18 protein-coding genes are annotated in these 18,311 nt (G+C 49.5%); 7 read left to right on the plus strand and 11 right to left on the minus strand.

What is annotated here, in order from left to right; all coding sequences use genetic code 11:
• The 3 genes from B2633_RS16420 to B2633_RS16430 form a co-directional block, all read right to left on the minus strand.
• A partial coding sequence (locus B2633_RS16420) for a hypothetical protein (protein WP_483171767.1) occupies window positions 1-245 on the minus strand: 245 nt, incomplete at its 3' end.
• The gene (locus tag B2633_RS16425) at window positions 236-628 is read right to left on the minus strand and encodes a hypothetical protein (RefSeq protein WP_483171768.1); all 393 of its coding nucleotides are present in this window, start codon (window positions 626-628) and stop codon (window positions 236-238) included. The genes B2633_RS16420 and B2633_RS16425, both read right to left, overlap by 10 nt.
• A 19-nt stretch (window positions 629-647) precedes the next feature.
• On the minus strand, window positions 648-5,606 hold the full coding sequence (locus B2633_RS16430) for a DUF6531 domain-containing protein (RefSeq protein WP_483171769.1): 4,959 nt from the start codon (window positions 5,604-5,606) through the stop codon (window positions 648-650).
• A 408-nt stretch (window positions 5,607-6,014) separates the two neighbouring features.
• Between B2633_RS16430 and B2633_RS16435 the strand changes: the two genes are divergently transcribed.
• The 4 genes from B2633_RS16435 to secF all read left to right on the plus strand — a co-directional run bounded on the left by B2633_RS16435 (window position 6,015) and on the right by secF (window position 9,587).
• The gene (locus B2633_RS16435; RefSeq protein ID WP_483171770.1) at window positions 6,015-6,764 is read left to right on the plus strand and encodes a Uma2 family endonuclease; all 750 of its coding nucleotides are present in this window, start codon (window positions 6,015-6,017) and stop codon (window positions 6,762-6,764) included.
• A gap of 105 nt (window positions 6,765-6,869) precedes the next feature.
• Window positions 6,870-7,259: a hypothetical protein gene (locus tag B2633_RS16440; RefSeq protein WP_483171771.1), complete on the plus strand. Its 390-nt coding sequence runs from the start codon at window positions 6,870-6,872 to the stop codon at window positions 7,257-7,259.
• A gap of 145 nt (window positions 7,260-7,404) precedes the next feature.
• Window positions 7,405-8,664, plus strand: a complete 1,260-nt coding sequence (gene secD, locus B2633_RS16445) for a protein translocase subunit SecD (RefSeq protein ID WP_483171772.1) — start codon at window positions 7,405-7,407, stop codon at window positions 8,662-8,664.
• Complete coding sequence (gene secF / locus B2633_RS16450) at window positions 8,661-9,587, plus strand: protein translocase subunit SecF (protein WP_483171773.1); 927 nt, start codon at window positions 8,661-8,663, stop codon at window positions 9,585-9,587. The genes secD and secF overlap by 4 nt, the downstream gene beginning before the upstream one ends.
• 359 nt (window positions 9,588-9,946) lie before the next feature.
• Here secF and B2633_RS16455 read toward each other — a convergent pair whose 3' ends face one another.
• Complete coding sequence (locus B2633_RS16455) at window positions 9,947-10,696, minus strand: phosphatase (protein WP_483171774.1); 750 nt, start codon at window positions 10,694-10,696, stop codon at window positions 9,947-9,949.
• Between the two features lie 258 nt (window positions 10,697-10,954).
• On the opposite strand from B2633_RS16455, the gene B2633_RS16460 reads away from it, so the two are divergent.
• Window positions 10,955-11,197, plus strand: coding sequence for a hypothetical protein (locus B2633_RS16460; protein WP_483171775.1), 243 nt, complete (start codon window positions 10,955-10,957; stop codon window positions 11,195-11,197).
• Window positions 11,198-11,220: 23 nt separating this feature from the next.
• On the opposite strand, the gene B2633_RS16465 is transcribed toward B2633_RS16460, so the two are convergent.
• The 3 genes from B2633_RS16465 to B2633_RS16475 form a co-directional block, all read right to left on the minus strand.
• Window positions 11,221-11,658 (minus strand): DMT family transporter, encoded by a 438-nt coding sequence (locus B2633_RS16465; protein ID WP_481039575.1) that lies wholly within the window; start codon window positions 11,656-11,658, stop codon window positions 11,221-11,223.
• 82 nt (window positions 11,659-11,740) lie between these two features.
• Window positions 11,741-11,926, minus strand: a complete 186-nt coding sequence (locus B2633_RS16470) for a hypothetical protein (RefSeq protein WP_483171776.1) — start codon at window positions 11,924-11,926, stop codon at window positions 11,741-11,743.
• Window positions 11,927-12,021: 95 nt separating this feature from the next.
• Entirely contained in the window at window positions 12,022-12,729 is a 708-nt protein-coding gene (locus tag B2633_RS16475; protein WP_483171777.1) for a ZIP family metal transporter, read from the minus strand.
• Window positions 12,730-12,943: 214 nt separating this feature from the next.
• Here B2633_RS16475 and B2633_RS16480 point away from each other — a divergent pair, with 214 nt between their 5' ends.
• Window positions 12,944-13,318 carry a TIGR04086 family membrane protein gene (locus tag B2633_RS16480; RefSeq protein ID WP_483171778.1) on the plus strand — a complete coding sequence of 125 codons (375 nt, stop codon included), beginning with the start codon at window positions 12,944-12,946 and terminating at the stop codon, window positions 13,316-13,318.
• Between the two features lie 295 nt (window positions 13,319-13,613).
• Here B2633_RS16480 and B2633_RS16485 read toward each other — a convergent pair whose 3' ends face one another.
• From B2633_RS16485 to B2633_RS16495, 3 genes are all read right to left on the minus strand, one after another.
• Window positions 13,614-15,689, minus strand: a complete 2,076-nt coding sequence (locus tag B2633_RS16485; protein WP_483171779.1) for an ATP-dependent DNA helicase — start codon at window positions 15,687-15,689, stop codon at window positions 13,614-13,616.
• Between the two features lie 137 nt (window positions 15,690-15,826).
• Entirely contained in the window at window positions 15,827-16,108 is a 282-nt protein-coding gene (locus B2633_RS16490; protein WP_483171780.1) for a putative Se/S carrier protein, read from the minus strand.
• A gap of 15 nt (window positions 16,109-16,123) precedes the next feature.
• Window positions 16,124-16,558, minus strand: a complete 435-nt coding sequence (locus tag B2633_RS16495; RefSeq protein WP_483171781.1) for a PaaI family thioesterase — start codon at window positions 16,556-16,558, stop codon at window positions 16,124-16,126.
• A gap of 140 nt (window positions 16,559-16,698) precedes the next feature.
• On the opposite strand from B2633_RS16495, the gene B2633_RS16500 reads away from it, so the two are divergent.
• Window positions 16,699-17,232 carry a hypothetical protein gene (locus B2633_RS16500; RefSeq protein WP_483171782.1) on the plus strand — a complete coding sequence of 178 codons (534 nt, stop codon included), beginning with the start codon at window positions 16,699-16,701 and terminating at the stop codon, window positions 17,230-17,232.
• A 141-nt stretch (window positions 17,233-17,373) separates the two neighbouring features.
• Here the strand turns inward: B2633_RS16500 and B2633_RS16505 are convergent, their stop codons facing one another.
• Window positions 17,374-18,060 carry an MBL fold metallo-hydrolase gene (locus tag B2633_RS16505; protein ID WP_483171783.1) on the minus strand — a complete coding sequence of 229 codons (687 nt, stop codon included), beginning with the start codon at window positions 18,058-18,060 and terminating at the stop codon, window positions 17,374-17,376.
• Between the last annotated feature and the right edge of the window lie 251 nt (window positions 18,061-18,311).

Here is an 18,311-nt window from a genome sequence, read left to right on the forward strand (position 1 = left end):
TCCCCAATTGTTGCTCCTGGACGATAAATCTGGTCTATCGCATTTTTTAGCTTTTGATTTGAAACAGATTCTAACAAAGCTTCTCTTGTTGTTTTCCCCGCGCCCTTAGTAATTACAAAAACCCCACCGACTGCCTCTCCACCTAGATAAGCCATACTAACATCAAAGGCATCCGCATGACACAGATAAAACGTCCCCGCGTGCGCCCCGCGTATCTCCGGGTCAAGCTCGGTTCTTATGCCCATTTTCTCTTGAGTCGTTCAACATCTCTTTCATTTCCTGAATCATACGTTAGCACTATTTCATCATCAACCTCAGGCCATTTATCAATTGCATTTGTATATCCCTCCAGCATGGAAATGAAACCATTTTTAATGTAGAGTACAAATCCAACTGCTCCATCAATTCCATTTACACTTCCGTCAACATCACCAATTTGAAATGACTTTCCATCTATGCACAAATCATTTCTATCTTGTTGTAAAAATGTAGTAAAAAAGCCAACCTCAGAATGCTCCCTTGATATGACTTTGGATGATTTATACTGCTCTCTAAGTCGGATTAGTACATCATCATTACCAGCTAATAACATCTCCATTAATTTCCTCTCAAGATTCTCATATGTCATAAATCAGCATCCCCTTTCATCAAGGAATAAAGGCAGTACCAATTTTGACCTGCCCATCTATTACAGTTCCTCTTACAGTGACATTTACACCTTTAACATTAACGACAATATCTTTAAAATTACCTGTAATATTGTTTTTGTTTACATATTTTTGCGTAGCACTCTCCAAAGCATTAAAAGCTTTGGTCTGGTCGCCGCTATATTTTTTCAATAAGCCTCCAAGATTATGCTCAGATTTTCCAAATATATGGTTAAGCTTATTTGGATCAACACTCTTCCCCGCGCTCTTAGTAATTACAAAACCCCCAACGACTGCCTCTCCGCCTAGATAACCCATACTAACATCAAAGGCATCCGCAGCAGCTTGTGCATCATAAGGGCCTGAATACTCTATGACACTATTTACATAGTTTTCTTTTGCTCTTATATATTTTATGATCCAAGCCATTTGTGCTTGTTCAAACGGATTTAGTTTTTCAATTTCATTCCTTGCCCAATCCCTATTGCCTAAATCGTTATCAAAGAACCTCATATTATATAAGTACACACTACGTTCTACACTAATATGCCCCGTGGGATCCACATAACTGACCGGGTTATTCTCCACATATGAGAACAGATTCAGACTCAGTGGATTCCCGATATCTCCTTCAATGCTATCCTGGGATACGAAGCGCCTCACTTCCGGGTTGTAATAGCGGGCGCGCATATAGGTCAGACCGTTGCCGTCGGTCATGATGCCGTACTGGCCGTTGTACAGGAAGGGAATGTCGCTGCTGCCGCTGTGGTTCATCAGATTGCCGTAGGCGTCGTACATGCAGCGGTCGGTAACTGAGCCCCCGGCATCAGTGAGCATCACCGTGCTGCCCCTGAAATCGGGATGGTAAACCCGGTAGCCGGATTGGCTCTGCTCGCCGATCAGACCCAGGCCGTAGACGTAGTAGGTGGCATTGTCTGCAGTCGTTCTGACCAGAACCTGGCTCAAGGCCGCCTGGGGGTTGATAACATCATCGTATTCTGTACCGGAAATATTGACTGCGATGCGGTGGCCTTCGGCATCGTAGCTGTAGGTTGTGGTTCCCACGGCGGTTAGCTGGTTTCGGGAGTTGAAAGTATACTGAGTCATCTGCCCGTTCAAGGGACCGCCGCTCAGATTGCCGTCGGCATCATAGCTTACGGTTTGCCCGTTATAAGTGGCCATGCGGTTGTCAGTGGTGCAGGTGACGTTGGAATCGTCCGGCGCATTGGCGGGCTCAGGCAGGGTGCCGTTTTCATCGGTCAGATTGCCGGCGGCATCATAAACATAGTCGTATTGATACAGGATTGATCCGTTTTGTTTTTGATCCTTCAACTGTGTCAACTGACCGGCCTCGTTGTAGGCGCGGGTTTCTTTGGAGCCGTCGGGGCGGTTGGTTTCGATTAAGCGGTTGTTGGCATCGTAAACATAGGTGGTGATGCGGTTGGCCCAGTCCTTCACCTGGGTGAGGCGGTTGACTGCATCGTAGGTATATTCCACTTGTTTGGTGTCGGGATAGGTCAATTTGCTCAGGTTGCCGACTTCGTCATATTGATAGCCGATGGCATGGTTGCCGGCATCGGTGTAGCTAGTGACGCGATTTAAAGCGTCATACTGGCGGGTGATGGTTCCCTGGGTATCGGTCACAGTCAACAGGTTGCCGTTGCCATCGTAAGTATAGGTGATGGTTCCGTCGGGGTCGGTCATGGATATGGGGCGTCCGGCGTCGTCATACTGCCAGGTGCGGTTCTGATCGCGGCCATTGGTAAAGGTCGACAACTGGCCGATTTCATTGTAGGCATATTCTACGGTACCGGTAGCGGTGCTGCGGGAAGTGAGCCGTCCCAGAAGGTCGAAGCTGTAATCGCGTTCATTGTTGTTGCTGTCGGTAAGGTTTATGCGAGCGCCCAGGGCGTCGAAGCCCTGGCTGGCTACGCCTTGGATGGCGTCAGTGGTCTGGTTGTGGCGGTTTACATTGTCGTAGTCAAACTGGCTGCTGTGCTGCAGCGGATTGGTATGTTGGGTCAGCCGGCCCATAGTGTCGTACTGCAGGGTGTTGGTGTTGTTAAGAGCGTCTTTGACGCTTTCCATAAGATAGGTGACCGGGTCGTATTCATAGCTGTAGACCGGATTTTGGAGGGCATTGGTGATCTGGGTGATGTTGCCGACGTCATCGTAGTCATAGCTGATGGTGTGGCCCAAGGCATCGGTTATGGCGGTAAGCCTGCCGTTTGAGTCGTAGCCGTAAGTGGTGGTGTTGTTCCTGGCATCGGTGACCGACGCCAGGCGGTTATTGCTGTCATAGGCGTAGGCGGTGGTTTGATTCAAGGCATCGGTTACGTTAATCAGGTTGTTGTTATCGTCATAACCGTAGGTGGTCACATTTTGATTGGCGTCGGTGAAGGCGATGATCTGGTTGTTGCCGTTATACTCGAGGTTGATGGAATTCTGCAGGGGGTCGGTTACGCTCAGCAGATTGCCGGCGTCATCATAGCTGTAGGCGGTGGTTTTGCCCAGGTCGTTGGTGATGCTGAGCAATCGCCCGGCCAGATCATAGCTGAGGGTGGTGGTGTTTCCCAGAGGATCAGTGATGGTATCCGGGAATCCGTCGTCATAGGTATAGGTAACAGTACCGGTGCCGGCATCGGTTTCAGGATTGGTCCGGGTGTGGATCTGACCGTCGGCATAATAGGTGAAGCTGGTGACGGCATCATCGGGATCGGTGATGCTGGTCAGATTGTGGTTGCTGTCAAAAGTGAAACTGGTTTCCTTTTCTTCCGGGTCGGTGATGGTGATAAGGTTGTCGTTAGAATCATATTCATATTCGGTGGTGCCAAAAACGTTGGTGGCCGAGGTCAGGTTGCCGCGGTCATCATAGGCAAAGGTTTGTTCATTTTCATAAGCGTCGATGATGCTGGTGCAGTTGTAGTTTTGATCATAGCCGTAGACGGTTTCGGCCCCTTGCGGATCGGTTACACTGATGCCGCAGAAGTGATCGTCGTAACCATAGCCGGTGACATCGTTCTCTGGTCCGGTAATGGTTGTTTGGGAATCACTGTATGCATATTGCCAGCTGTTTGTTAGGGCGTCGCTCTGCTCAAGCACCCGGGAGCTGTCGTCATAGCTGTTGGTTAAGACCGTATTTCCTTCCGGAAGGGTGATGGTGGTCAGGCCGTGGGCATCGTACCCGTACTGGGTCAATCCTCCGTTTAAGTCCTGTACCGTGGTCAGATTGCCATCTGTATAGCCGTATGCTACGCTGCGGCTCATGAGGTCGGTGATCTCGGTCAAATGGTTTTCGCTATCGTAATCAAGGCTCAAGGTCTGCCCGCTGCCCGGATCGTTTACGGTGGTGAGCAGGTCGCTGCTGTAGGTGAATTCCAGGCTGTTGCCGTTCTGATCGGTGATGCTTTCCAGTTGTCCGGAGGCATTGAAAATATATGCGCTGTGATCCTTGAAGGTCAGGGTATAGCCGTCATCAGGGCCTAAAGCCAGTTCTTCGTAGCAGCCGGGAGGAGGGCTGTAATCGCTGCCGTCAAGGGTGAATACATAAACATGGCCGTCGGCATAAGACACGGCAATACTGCCGTCAGGGTTGACGGCGAGATGGACATTGTAATTATGCGTCCAGCCCTTTCCTAATGGGCCGGTATAGTCATCCTGGCTGTTGTAGAAGCGGGTGAACCGCAAGCCGGGTCCGGGCAGGGGGATGGCGATATCGGTGTTCTGCTGGATGAAGTTGCCGGTGGAGAGGTTGACCAAGCCGTTATAGCCACAGAAGGGGCGCAGGCCCAAGAGGTCTTTGGAAATGACTTTGCCTCCGGCTCTCAGATAAGGGTAGCCGTCATTTTCGTTCGGGTCGATTCCCCATATGTTTTCAAAGTCCCAATCGATGTAAGTTTCCTGCATACCCATTTCCAAGGTAGTTTTAGGTGTACCCTTGTCGGCATCAAATTGTCCCGATGTCTGTGAATTATAATATGAACCTGGTTGTATACCGAAAGCATCAGTACCAATCAATCCGCCACAATAATCACTACCATTTACAGCTCCAATGGCATAGCAATTGACTACATTTAAGCCGTTGAGTCCTATGAGCCCTCCCGTTCCGTCATTGTCATTTGTGGCAGTAACACTACAGGTAGAATATGAATTTGTCACGCCAGCCTCTTCGCACTCTGCGTCCCATACATAACCTACCAACCCACCAATAGCACCTTCACCAACAATTTTACCACTAGAAAAACTCATATCGATTGTGGTATAGTAACCTTCACCAACCAAAGCCCCTACGAAATATCCTCCAACAATATCCACATCAACTAAGCGAGCATTATCTAGTCTAACCCTTTCTGAATCCCCTGACGTATAACCGAACAATCCGACATGATCGGTGTCGGGTCTATTAATAGTTAAGTTAGCCACAATATACCCATGAAAATCATAACTACCAGTAAATGGGTTGGGTTCCGTGCAAATAGGTTCCCAGTTTTCATATTCGCTTAAATCAATATCGGCCATTTGGATATAATGGCCGCTCAAATTATAGCGAACGTTGTACAAATCCTCCGCAGTCCATATCTCGATTACTTCTTCGGTGGATTCTGTTGCTGAAAAGGCCGCATCAATATTTTGATTTGCACGCTCTTTTCTCCGCTCGATTAGTTGGGAGCGGCGTTCACGATATTCCTCCGGCGAAGTTGGCTTTTTTACAGGATTTTCAGTGATGTTCAGATTCAATTCCGGTTCTTGATCGTTGTTTAATGGTGGCGTGTTTTCTGGGGTGTTGTCTGGAGGGTTTTCGGGCGAATCATTGTCGTCCACAATTTCAACGGTAATGGCGTCATTTGCAGAACTACTCAATTCTTCAGCTTTTGTTAAAGCGCTGTCAGGATACGCGAAGAAAATGGCGCATAATAGAAGTGCGATCAGCAAGAAGCGTGGCTGTAAAACTCGTTTCATGACCTACCCCCTCATTTTTTCTGCCTTTTGAAATGAATTCATTGTCTATCCCCCACCAATATTGCCAATACTATCCATTACGACATTTTATTGCTATTTCCTGCCACAATATCATGAACTGCTGCGAATCAGACATGAACGACCGTTTTTGTCATAAAATGATTTCATGCTCCGCCAGATCTACTCCGCCAGAGATTACCGTTGGATAAAACGCAACGATCTGCAGCTTTGTTAAGTGGAACACCCCGAAAAAGCTTCCATAGTTCGATCAGGTACGGCAAATTGCTTGGCGAATAAGAGCGCTATTCGAGCCGCAACCCACGTCTTTCGGTTTGTTTTAGTTTATAATTGTTTATTTTGGTTGATAATAATTGCAAAGTTACATACAATGGAGTTGGAGGTGAGCATATGAAAGCGGACAAAGATCTGATAACCGCCCAAAGCCTTGCTGAAGCCTTGAACCTGTCGGTAGAAACGATTTGGAGATATACACGTGAAAAGAGGATTCCGTTTGTTGAACTGGGCCGCAGGCAGTATCGTTACCAGCTTGAGGAGGTAGTTAAAGCGCTGGATGGCGGTGGGGTTCATGAACAGTCAGCCCGCTATGAGACCAGGCCCGCCAAAAAGCTTACTTATCAGGACTATCTGGAAATCCCCGATGAACCGGGCTATCGTTTTGAGATCCTCAACGGCATGTTGGTCAAAGAACCTTCGCCCAATGTTATGCACCAGCGGGTTTCCCGCCGCTTGCAAAGGCTCCTGGAAGACTATTTTATGGAGGCTGATCCCCAAGGAGAGGTTTTTAACGCTCCGTTGGATGTTACGTTTCAGGACATATCCGTAGTCCAGCCGGATATTTTATATATTTCCGGCCTTCAACAATCAATAGTGAAAGACACCCGCATCGATGGTCCTCCCACCCTGGTGGTGGAAATTTTGTCTCCTTCCAACGGCCGCAAAGACCGCCTGCAGAAATTGCAGATATATCAGGAAGCCGGGGTGCAGCATTACTGGATAGTGAATCCCCAGGAAAATACCCTGGAATGTTTTGCTCTGCAAAACGGCTTATATACCCTGGCTGCGGCGGGAATGGACCATGATGTGGTAGAGCCTCCCGCTTTTCAAGGATTGTCGGTTGCTCTGAAGTCCTTGTGGTGAAACACGGAAGTTATTTCTAAAAGATTGGCATGGCGCGCAGATACATCAAGTATTATAATAGCTGTTATAATAGCTATAGCTAACATTGGATAGGAGGCATACTGCATGCATAAGAAAGTATGTAAAAAGCATATTTGGATCTGCCTGCTGGCCTGCTCCTTGATTTTTGCATATGGTACACCTCTTATCGGCGTCTCTTTTGATGGGAATCTCTTAAACAGTTCTTCCATCAACGGAGGGGCGGAACGCTCATCCATGAGCGGCGCAACTGTTCTATGGCATGTTAATGATTTAGCCATTACCGCTACTTCTGCAGAGATTTTAGTTTCGCCGGCGAAACACTCCCAATGGCTGCTGTTCAGCGTTCTAACCTCGTGGATCGCCGCCCAGATCATATGTCTCTTCTTTTCTTCCCGGCTCGCCGGCAGCCTGTGTTTACAATTCGATTCTATCCAGATAACCCTTTTTCTCCATGAAAAAGACGGCATGAAATGATATAACCGCTTTGCTTCGGGAGCGGCAGATCTCCCGGAGGGATAGCTGCGCTCAAAAAGCGCCTATCCGTGTCATTTCGTTCGTCAGGGCCCCGTCGCCGCCAGGCGATGATGCGCACCATCGGTCATAATTGGAGGAAAAATTGATGAATTCTAAATGGGTCTTTTTTATCATCGTTTTAATAACGGCTGTTTTATTTGGCATTGCTGTTTTCGGCCTCAAAATTGGCGGTTTAGAAATCAAAGGCGCCGGCCAGATGCGCTACGGAATAGATATCCGCGGCGGCGTGGAGGCCACCTATGAGCCCAGGGATCTGGGACGCAAGCCGACTGAAAATGAGCTCCAAGCTGTAAGGACCATCATTGAAACCCGTATGGACGCCAAAAACATTACCGATCGGGATGTAACCATCGACAAGAGCAATGGCAAAGTAATCGTCCGTTTTCCCTGGAAATCGGATGAAGCCAATTTCGACCCGCAACAGGCGGTAGCTGAGCTGGGTGAGACGGCCAGACTGACCTTCAAGGATCCTGACGGCGGTATTATCCTGGAAGGCAACGATGTAGCCAAATGCGCCGCCCGGTTAAGCCCCGCTGATAATGAACCCGTTGTCGATCTCGATCTGTCTCCCGCTGGAGCGGAAAAGTTTGCCAAGGCTACCGGCCGGCTGGTTGGGCAAAACATAAATATTTATATGGATGAAAGCTTGATTTCTACGGCAACTGTAATGACACAGATTACGGGAGGCAATGCGCAGATAACCAGGCTGGGAAGCCTGGAGGCCGCAGTCTCGCTGGCCAATAAGATCAGTTCAGGCGCTCTGCCCTACTCGCTGGTGGTAAAAAACTGCAATATTATCAGCCCCACCCTGGGCAGCAACGCCCTTGCGGTAATGGTGATGGCGGGCAAGGTTGCGTTCATACTGGTCTGCCTGTTTATGCTGGCGTATTACCGCCTGCCCGGATTGGTGGCATGCATCGCCTTGATTTTACAGGTTACCGGCCAGTTGCTGGCATTGTCGGTACCGCAGTTTACTTTGACGCTGCCGGGCATCGCCGGTTTGATATTGTCCGTTGGTATGGGCGTAGATGCCAACATCATCGTATCGGAACGCATCAAAGAAGAGCTTAACGCGGGCAAGACCCTCTTGAGGGCGATTGAAACCGGCTTTGAAAGGGCTTTTTCGGCCGTTTTTGACGGCAACATCACAGTGATCATCGTGGCCATCATCTTGATAATCTTCGGTTCCGGCGCCATGCTGTCATTCGGGTATACCCTTCTATGCGGGGTCATCATGAATTTTATTGCCGGTGTCACCGCATCCCGCCTTATGATACGTTCACTGGCCAATTTTAAGGCATTGCGTTTACCGCAGTATTTTGGTGCAAGGAGGGCTGCACAATGATCAGATTCTATAAACACCGCCATATATTTTTCGCGATTTCGCTTTGCATCGTGTTATTCGGGATTGTTGCCGCTTTTATCAACGGCATCCATCTTGATATTCAGTTTAAAGGCGGCACCATACTGAAATACGCCTACGTATCCACAATCGATGCCGAACAAGCGGAGAAGATCATTCAACAGTCGGTTGGGAAAATCACCAACTGCCAGCTGCAGTCCAATATGGCCCTGGATAATCAAATGCTGATCGTCAGTCTGGCCGGCAATGAAGCGCTAACCTCGGAGGAAGAACGCGCTGTCACTGCGGCGCTCACCCAGGCATATCCCGACAGGCAGCTGACATTGTCCGAATCGTTAACCGTTGAGCCATTCATCGGAAGGCATTTTTTCACCAATGGGTTGATCGCCATCGCGCTCTCATTTCTGCTCATACTCGTATACGTGGGATTCAGGTTTAGGAATATCGGCGGGCTTTCTGCAGGCGCTATGGCAATTATTGCCTTGTTTCATGACGTTTTTATCGTCACCGCGGTTTTTATAATCTTTAAAATCCCCTTAAACGACGCATTTATTGCCGCGATTCTTACCATCATCGGTTTTTCCATCAATGATACCATTGTCATTTATGACCGTATCCGGGAAAATGAGCATATCTTCCGGAAACAAACCTCCGCTGAGGAACTGGTCGACACCAGCATCAATCAATCCATGATGCGCTCAGTCAACACAAATATTGCGGTGTTTGTAAGTATTACCGTGGTGTATGTTTTCGCGCAGATATATGATATCGGATCTATTAGAGCATTCGCCCTGCCCATGATGTTTGGCACCATTTCCGGCTGTTACTCAACCATCTGTATCGCGGGGCCGCTTTGGACCATGTGGCAAAATCACAAAAAGAATAAAGGCCTTGCAGCCTGCTAAAATATGAAATGGCATAGCGGCTATATTGTCCGAAGCAAGCACCAAGGGGCGGTTTCTCCCGCCCCTTTGGCAACTCAATGAACTGATCCGCCTCATACATTTCACTTTTATCACAGATTACCACATCCCCCAGAAAGGGAGAACCGTCCCCTAGCTCGGGAGGCAGCAGAGGACGGCAGGTTGAGGAAGCATAGGAACGTGGAATGGCTATCATTCCCGAATTACCTTTGATTATCGCAGTCTCAGAGGGAAATTCGGAGGGAGGTGAAAGCACTGTTTTCCTTGTCCCTGTAATTATGATAAAACCTCATGGTTAGAGGTATTGTTTTCTAAAAGAAAAAAAGGATTGGACAGCAACCTTACTGAACCTTTTTCAAAGCCAGTTTCGATTGCTGCTTGTGATAGTCTAGGTACTCAGACAGACGCCGTGAAGAAGAATTTATAATCTGATTCCTGGATATGCCTTCCTTAGAGGCCAGTGCAAGAGCTTTGGTATTTTCGCCGACATTGTAGCAAATGTGAGCGTCACTGTTGATGCTTACTAAAGCCTTATATTTTTTAGCCATCTTGGCAAAGTCAGTGCACAGCGGAAAACTTCCGGGTCGAACTATGAATGAGCTATTATTCAGTTCCAAGGCTTTATTATAATCCCTGGCGGCCCTTACCACTGTTTCTGCGTCAACGGGGTATTTAGGGTTTCCGGGATGGGTGATCACGTGCACAAAGGGATTCTTTATCGCGGCCACCATCGCTACCGTGTTTTCCTCCAGAGTTGTTCCGCTATATCCAGTGTCATCGTGAAATCCGGCCAAAACGATATCCAGATAATCAGACAATACGATCTCCGGCATATCGATGTTACCGGCAGAGTCCAGAATATTGGCTTCCACACCCCTTAAAACCTCAACTCCTTGCATTACGCGGGGGAGAGAAATCAAATTCGTAAAGTGATACCAGTGAGGAGCTCCGGGCATGTTCAGCCCATGATCGGTAATCGCTATGGTTTTTAAATCTTTTTCACCAGCCGCCTCAACGATCTCTTTTATCGTGCTGTAGCCATGACCACTGGCAGTGGTATGAATGTGCAAATCTGCTTCCATTCTCATCATTTCTTATTTCACCTCCTTTCATTTTAATTTTACAATCTGAATATTAATTAACATCAATTGATAAGTAAATTTTATGTAATCTTTAGGTTTGGATATGTTTACAACGGCCGGGGACTTTTATCGGGATAATTATCTGTCAGGAGTCAAAACAATTTGGCGGATCACTTGAGTTATGGGAACTGTCTCCTTATTGTTCCATGGGGGTAAATTTTCTATAATTATAATGATGATTAATGTGTAGGGCGGGGAGAAACGAAGATGTTGGCTAAAGCGGCGACGGTGTTTACTGTAGTAGGATTGGTTTTGTTTTCCTATGGAGGTCTGTCTTATCTCAAGATAAGCCGTGAGCTTCAAAAACTCAAAGAAGAGGACCTGGTGGCTTATTACCTGGACCTCTTCTATAATTTGCTGCCCCGCCCGTTCTGGAGTGCGGTGGCCGGCCTGATCTTGATGCTCATGGGCTTTGTCACCGGCATTGCGGCATTTTGCTTCGAGAAGTAAACCTGCTTTGATCTTATTACGGGCTACTCCATCAACAGGATGCGGGCGCCTACGGCCAGCAGGAGCACTCCTAAGATGTCTCTTATTTGGAAATCACATTGCTTCATGCCAAAAGCCCCTATGTTGTCAATGATCAATGCGGTTAAAATCTGAGCCACAATAATGGCAGTGGTGGCATTGCCAACCCCAATCTGCGGTATGGTGCGCACCACTGCGTATATAATCACCACATTCATAATACCGCCCAAATAGGCGTACCAGGGAACCTCCTGCAGTTTGCTGGTCTGCCAGCCTATCCCCAAAGCCAAAATAATCAATGATACGGTCAACACCCCGATGACATGCACCACCAGGGTCGATTGCCAGATTCCGATCACCTTGCCCAGGGCCGCGTTAAATGTTCCTTGCAGGGCCATAGCCGCTCCGGATAGGGCTGCCAAACCCAAATAAAGCCAATTCACCGCTTGTGCTCCTTTCGCCTCTGTTGGCTATATTGTTTATAACCGCCAGTGGTTTTATGCAAGGAGCTAACTGCAGCGCCCTTTAGAAGCGGTCCCAGACCCCGTAAATCCATTTCAAATAACAGGCCCGGGCTCGACGCAGCTTATTGAGCTTATCACGCAACTGCTGGCGTTCTGTGAAATTGCCGCAATTGACCAGCTGTTCCTTCAATCGCTCGATATCTTCCTGCAGATCATGGAGTGTCTTTCCTACCCAGCCGTTTTGCACCGCTTACCACCCCGTTAAAAATGTTAACCCACTATAGTTTACGGAGTATTATGGCATAGGTGCCGATCGGCACATGGAATCATTTGGTATCAGGCCTAAATAAAGGTGGCCAGAGCGATGATGACAACGCCGATGCAGAAGCCCATCCACCGGCTGCGCATTCCTTGGGCCGATGCCTGCGGCCACAGCTGAAACACAACTAAATAGAGCATTATGCCCGAAGCAAAGCCTAACAGCCAGGGCAATAACTGCGGCACCATAGCTATGCCCAGTTTTCCGGCGCCAGTCCCCAGCGGAGTGATCAGGCCTATGGCAGCCGTCTCCAGCAGAATGCGCAGGCGGCGCTGCCCCCCCATCAGCAAGGGGGCGGCTATAGCCATGCCCTCAGGAATATTATGTATAGCAATGGCCAGGGCGATCACCATGCCGGTGCGCGCCTTAAGTTCCCCGCCCATAGCGATGGCCATGCCCTCAGGCAGGTCATGCATGGCTATCCCCAGCATGATCAGGTAACCAAGTCCCAGCAAAGTCTCCGGCCCCTTCATCTTTTTTCCCAGCCAGAGATCACAGAAAAAGATGGCGGCGACGCCCAGCAGAATGCCCCCCAAAGCGGCTTTAGGACTGCTCAACAGAGCGGATGGCAACATATCCAGCAACACTACCGCCACCATTACGCCCGAAGCCAGGCCAAGAAAAACGGCCAGGCTGCGGTTGCTCCAATTGCGCTTCATAAAAAGCACCAGGGCCCCGACGGTAGTGCAGAATCCCGCCGCAACGCTCATAAATATTACATTATCAAACACCTTCATTCCCCCGGCCGCTTAACCCATAATAATAATTCTTATGTGGTAAACGGCCGGATTAGGATTTTTTTGAGTGACAGCCGGGGCCGGACGCCGTCCCCAAATGGAATTTACGGGCTATTCCGGCCAGTTGAAATAATTACCAGCGGATTTGCGCTTAGCAGTAATATTCACAGCAAAAATCTCATAAGGTGCAGCAAGGAGGTGGAAAGAGGTGTGGAAAAATTTAAGCATTGAATTGAATGGACTGGCCCGGGCGATTCTATTATCGCTGCTCCTGGCAGCGGCTGCTGCTGTGGTTGTGTATTATACCAACCTGTCGGAGGAGCTGTTTGGGCTTATGGCCCAGTTGATCCTGGCCCTAGGCGTTTTTACAGGAGCGGCCTATGTTGCCAAGGTTCGTGCCAGCCGGGGTCTGGTCAGGGGGTTGAATTTCGGGGTGATGATCTTTATCCTTATGCTCATTGCAACTGTGGCCATCAGTCCCGGCTTACTCAGTTTAAAAGGTTCACTTTACAACCTTTTGCTCTGTTTGGCATCCGGGGCTTTGGGCGGCATCCTGGGCATCGGGCTGAGCAACAATTCTTAGAAAATCCCTACGATGGAAAAACCAGAAAACAGCCAGCAAAGCCGACTCACCCGGCTCCGCTGGCCGTCTTTTTACAGACTGTAGCGGTACCTGCCGTTTCCCGGTCAGGTCCGATCTCTAAACCATTGCGACTCTTCATTTTATCCCCAACCATTAACCCCATATCTTCATCAAAAGATTGCGCAGGAAACCCGGGAGCCTAAAGTAATATACCCGCACTTGTTTTTGCCTCCTTAAAATAAACACTACCTTTTCTGGTATTGTATGATTGTCTGTTAAAAAAGGTGACAAATATTTAGGACGGGGTCAAATAAGCGGTGCCGGTTCCAGCCAGAAAAGCGGGCAATTCGGCTCTTTTAAGGCTGACTACCTTTTTGATGGGAATACTGTTTTTGAATACCCGGCCATAAGAGCGGTTGGCCAGACGGGCGTCCAGAACGATCAATAGTCCGCGGTCGCTTTCACTGCGGATCAAGCGCCCGGCGCCTTGCTTAAAGCGGACCGCAGCATCGGGCAGCATGAAGCCCTGAAAACTGCTGCGTCTTTGCAGCCGGAAATAACGGTCGCCGGCACTGCAGAAAGGGTCGGCCGGGGAACGGAAGGGCAAGCGTACCATAACCAGGGTTTGCAGAACCTCCCCTTTGAGATCGACCCCTTCCCAAAAGGTCTCCAATCCCATCAATACAGTATTGGGAGCCTCGATGAACAACTCCATAAGGCGCTTGAATTCTCCATCCTCACCCTGCACCAGGAGGCAGAGTCCTTGTTCATCGGCCCAATCCCGCAAGTCTTTGGAGGCCTGGCGCAGCTCTTTGCGCGAGGTGAACAAGACCATGGTGCGGCCCTGGGTGACGGTGAGAATATCCTTCAAGGCATTGGCTACGGCCTTGGGGAAACCGGCCGAGGTCGGATCAGGCATATCGTAAAGCGACAAAAGCAGGGCTTGCTTATCATACTCGAAAGGGGAGTACTGCAGTAAGGTCTGTACCCGATCGCGGTCGTCCAGGCAGTTAAGCCCATTCTTTTCGATGAAGTAGCTGAACGAGTCCTCAATGGTCAGGGTTGCCGAAACCATCACCAGGGACTCCAATTTGCTGAACAATCGCTGATGCAGAAGCTCCCCGATGCGGATACTGGAAGATGACAGTCTTACCGGCTGACCATCTTGAAACTCCACCCAGCAAAGCGTATCCGGCCTGTCAGGGGACTCTTCCATGACCATAAAGGCATTTTCCGATCCTTCCCTGAGCAACTGAATCACCGCATTGATCTCCACTTCCTCCTCCATCCCGTTTAGCTCCGCTTTGAGCTCGGCAAGACGGTGAATCAAGAGGTTCATCAAGTGCTGCCAGCCGGTATAATTGTCGATCAGCTCAGCAAACCACCGGCTTTGGAAATCCTGGTGTTCCAGGACCCGGGCATGATCATCCCGGACTTTTACGGCTTTAATCGCGGCAAAACAGGCTTCTAAATACTCTCCGCAACGGTAGACCATGGTGGAAAGCTCGTTTAAAGCGGCCATCAGGTTGGGATAGCGGCCTTTGAGATACTGCAGGTAGCCGCGCTCGTGCCTGCGTTCCTTGCTGTACAACAGCCGCAGGATATCCCGGCACTCTTCAAGTGAGAACACCGCCGACAGCTTGTCAAAAGATTCCCGCTCGAAGGTATGGGCCTCGTCAATAATCAGGTAATGATATTCCGGCAGGATGCTGTTATCAACCAAAAGGTCCGAAAGCAGCAGAGAATGATTGACTATCAATAAATCAGCCTTTTCCAGGCGCTTTAACATTTTTAAACGGAAGCATTTTTCACGGTAAGGGCAGAGTTCACGGGCACAACTGCGCCGGTTGGCGGCCAACAGACCCCAGTGCCGCATAAGCTCCCCGGGCAGCCCCAGTTCTTTTCGATCACCGCTTTCAGTGCTCTCCGCCCATGACAAGACCGCGGTTATAAATCTCTCCTGCTCGTCATCAAGCTTCTGTTTGCCGGCCAGGATGCTCATATACTGGTTCCAGCACAGGTAATTTTCTCGGCCTTTGGCCTCTGCAACAGAGTAACCGGAACCCAGAATATACTTAAGATCGGGGATGTCATGTTCGGTCAATTGCTCTTGCAAAGCCCGGGTGCGGGTGGAGACCACCACCTTTTCACCGCTTTCCAGAGTCCACAGAATCGCCGGCACCAGATAAGCGAAGGATTTCCCCACCCCGGTGCCCACTTCGGCTACCAGGAATTCCCGGTTGGCAAAGGCATCGGCCACCGCCTCAGCCATCTTTACCTGTTCATCACGGCGCCGGTATTGTTTGATGTGCTGTTCCATTGCTCCGCCGGGCCGAAAATAGGCAGCCACGGCCTCGCGGTTAAAGCTCATGAGCCAGAATACTCCTTTGAAAGGCGTTCTCTCCTGCCACCGGTTTCAGTAAAACGCTGCCACCGCGGTATCATTATGGAGGTGTTGGCCTGGCGCCAACGGCCGTGCTTAAGCTCGCAGCGCATTCCATTCATAGACTATTCGATAGGAATCACTTCCCAGGCCTTGCCCTGGGGTCTTATATGGTAGGCTGCTTCCACCCTGACCTGTTCGTTTTGCAGCAACTCCCGCTGGGCGGCCAGGCTTTCCAGGCGGGTTTTCACCGCCAGCCCGCAGCTGGCAGATATCTCCCGGGGGATGGGAATCACCAGGTATTCAGCCCCGGACCTATGCAAGACCTTTTCCGCCTTCAAGGCCTGTGTGGTGGTGCTGAAGGTTAAAAGGCCATAATCATCTAGTTTAATCAACTGTTTGCTCATTGTGACCGACCTGTCCTATTTGTAATTGATGGGGCCTCTATTGAATAAGGTGCCTCGGGCATCGCTTACAATGCGATCATCACACCAAATTTCGGCTTCAGCGAAGATCATGTTTTTACCCGCCCGCACCACTTTGCCGGTGCCCCGAAGCTTTGAGCCCAATGGTACCGAGGTAATCACTGAAGCGGAAAGGTCTACCGTAACCCCGGTTATCCCCAGGGAGCGAACCGCATTGCCCATGACTGCGTCTGCCAGCGAGATAATCAGCCCGCCATGCACTAATCCCAGCGGATTGCAGTGCTTCTCTGCGGTCACGACTTCAAATTCAGATAAACCTGGACCCAGTCGCACAAGTTCCAAACCCAGGAGCTGATAGTAAAGGGTGTCTTTAAGCGATCTGCTCAGATAATCGCATAACTTTTCGTCAATGCCGGCATTTACTACAGCCACAATGATTCCTCCTCATTTGTTGATAAGGTTAATTATAGCATAAGCGGTGGATTTGCTAATATGTGCCTTAAGCTGCGGCTTTCATATTCGCCTCTGTTTTGGTGCAAATTAATTTTAATTAACAGGAGGTGAGGTAAAAGGTGCAGGATAATCAAAGAGACTGGACCAGGCTCTTGGCAATGGCATTATCTGTGGTAATAATTCTGGTGACGCTGTGGTTCACGATGGGGAGAAAACCTCCGGCGGAAGTGCCGCAGAAGCCGCAGACGGTGCCGGAGGAGCGACAGGCCGAAACCGATTGGTACGTCAAATTCTCGGTTAAAGATCAAAAATCCACCGCCTATTTAGAATACGGGGGAGTGCGGCCATCCAGCGGCGGCAGCTATTATATCGGCGGGGTTGCTGTTCACCCTATTTATCCGGGTGTAGATCCGCGCAAACCCATTATCCCCTATGGAACCATGATATATCTGGAGGAACCCATCACTGTACAGGGCCGTGAAATGTCAGCCTTCAAAGTCTTCGATACCGGGGATATATATTACGGGCGCTATGGCGCCACCCCTTATTGGATTGATGTCTTCCTGGGACGCGGCAATTATTACAGCGATCGCAGCGCTGGGGAATTCGGCATCAAAACTGTCGATTATTACTGGTATGAACCGTGGCGATAACTGGAGCAGCAAGGCCCTGAACGGCATAATTCCGCCCCGCCCCGCGCTTTACGGCAGCGCATGGCGGCCTTAGACCGTATCGATGCGGTAAATTCCAATTCCGATTATTTATATGCTACAAATCCAGCCCGGCCAGTTTATCTAGCGGCTGAAGCGGTGCAAATAACCCTGAATATATTCGCTAACCGCGCCGGCAGGCGAATAAATGCCAAAATGCCCCTCGCAGAGAATATCCGCATTTAAAGCCAGGAGCTTTTCCATGGATTTCTTCCACTGCACCTTGTCAGAACCCCACTCTTTGGTAAAAGGGCCATGTATATCCTGGCCGAACAGAATGCGCTGTTTATCGATATCCACATAGACCGCGATACTTCCCGGGGTGTGTCCCGGGGTATGGACGCAATGCAGGGCCAAATCCCCAATCATCACGGTTTCGTCGCCGCAAATAACCCGGTCCACCTTGACTCCCCGATACTTCACCCCATACCAGGCGGCAGCGGTAAGCTCGGGCCGGCCTTCTTCTATAGCCGGCAGTTCCAGGCGATGGGCAATGACTTTCGCTCCCAGGATATCCTTGAAAGCCTCAAGCCCGCCGATATGGTCGATATGCCCGTGGGTCACAATAATCGTTTTGATGTAATCAAGGTTTAACCCGCTGTACGCCATATTATCCATGATCTGAGCTACGCTGCCCCCTGCTCCGGTATCAATCAAGCAGGATGAACCGGGTGCTTCCACCAGATAAACCAGACAATCCTCGGCATCAGATAGTCTTCCGCCTCCCACCTGATATACACACGGCGCTATTTTTACAACTTTTTTTCTCATGTCTTATCCCCTTGTCCGCACATTATCTAAATTATGCAAAATATCTCTTTTAGATTACCTCTACCGCTGTGGCTTTTCAAATAATCTGTGGCGTCTGGAGACAGGCAGGAGCGTTTTAAGACCGGGGCAGTTTTTCAAAACCCGGCTCCACTTGCGTCCAAGCAAAAACAGCAGAGCGGGCGACGGAAGCGAAGGGCAAGGCCTGAAATAGGCCCGCGATTGAGGCGTACAAATAGTACGTTGATTGAGCG

Origin of the sequence: Syntrophomonas sp. UBA1041 (genome assembly GCF_002316705.1) — a bacterium.
Lineage (GTDB): Bacteria > Bacillota > Syntrophomonadia > Syntrophomonadales > Syntrophomonadaceae > DTU019.

Coding starts and splice junctions, on each gene's coding strand:
- B2633_RS16425 (WP_483171768.1), bottom strand. CDS start 628: ATGACATATGAGAATCTTGAGAGGAAATTAATGGAGATGTTATTAGCT.
- B2633_RS16430 (WP_483171769.1), bottom strand. CDS start 5,606: ATGAAACGAGTTTTACAGCCACGCTTCTTGCTGATCGCACTTCTATTA.
- B2633_RS16435 (WP_483171770.1), top strand. CDS start 6,015: ATGAAAGCGGACAAAGATCTGATAACCGCCCAAAGCCTTGCTGAAGCC.
- B2633_RS16440 (WP_483171771.1), top strand. CDS start 6,870: ATGCATAAGAAAGTATGTAAAAAGCATATTTGGATCTGCCTGCTGGCC.
- secD (WP_483171772.1), top strand. CDS start 7,405: ATGAATTCTAAATGGGTCTTTTTTATCATCGTTTTAATAACGGCTGTT.
- secF (WP_483171773.1), top strand. CDS start 8,661: ATGATCAGATTCTATAAACACCGCCATATATTTTTCGCGATTTCGCTT.
- B2633_RS16455 (WP_483171774.1), bottom strand. CDS start 10,696: ATGATGAGAATGGAAGCAGATTTGCACATTCATACCACTGCCAGTGGT.
- B2633_RS16460 (WP_483171775.1), top strand. CDS start 10,955: ATGTTGGCTAAAGCGGCGACGGTGTTTACTGTAGTAGGATTGGTTTTG.
- B2633_RS16485 (WP_483171779.1), bottom strand. CDS start 15,689: ATGAGCTTTAACCGCGAGGCCGTGGCTGCCTATTTTCGGCCCGGCGGA.
- B2633_RS16490 (WP_483171780.1), bottom strand. CDS start 16,108: ATGAGCAAACAGTTGATTAAACTAGATGATTATGGCCTTTTAACCTTC.
- B2633_RS16505 (WP_483171783.1), bottom strand. CDS start 18,060: ATGAGAAAAAAAGTTGTAAAAATAGCGCCGTGTGTATATCAGGTGGGA.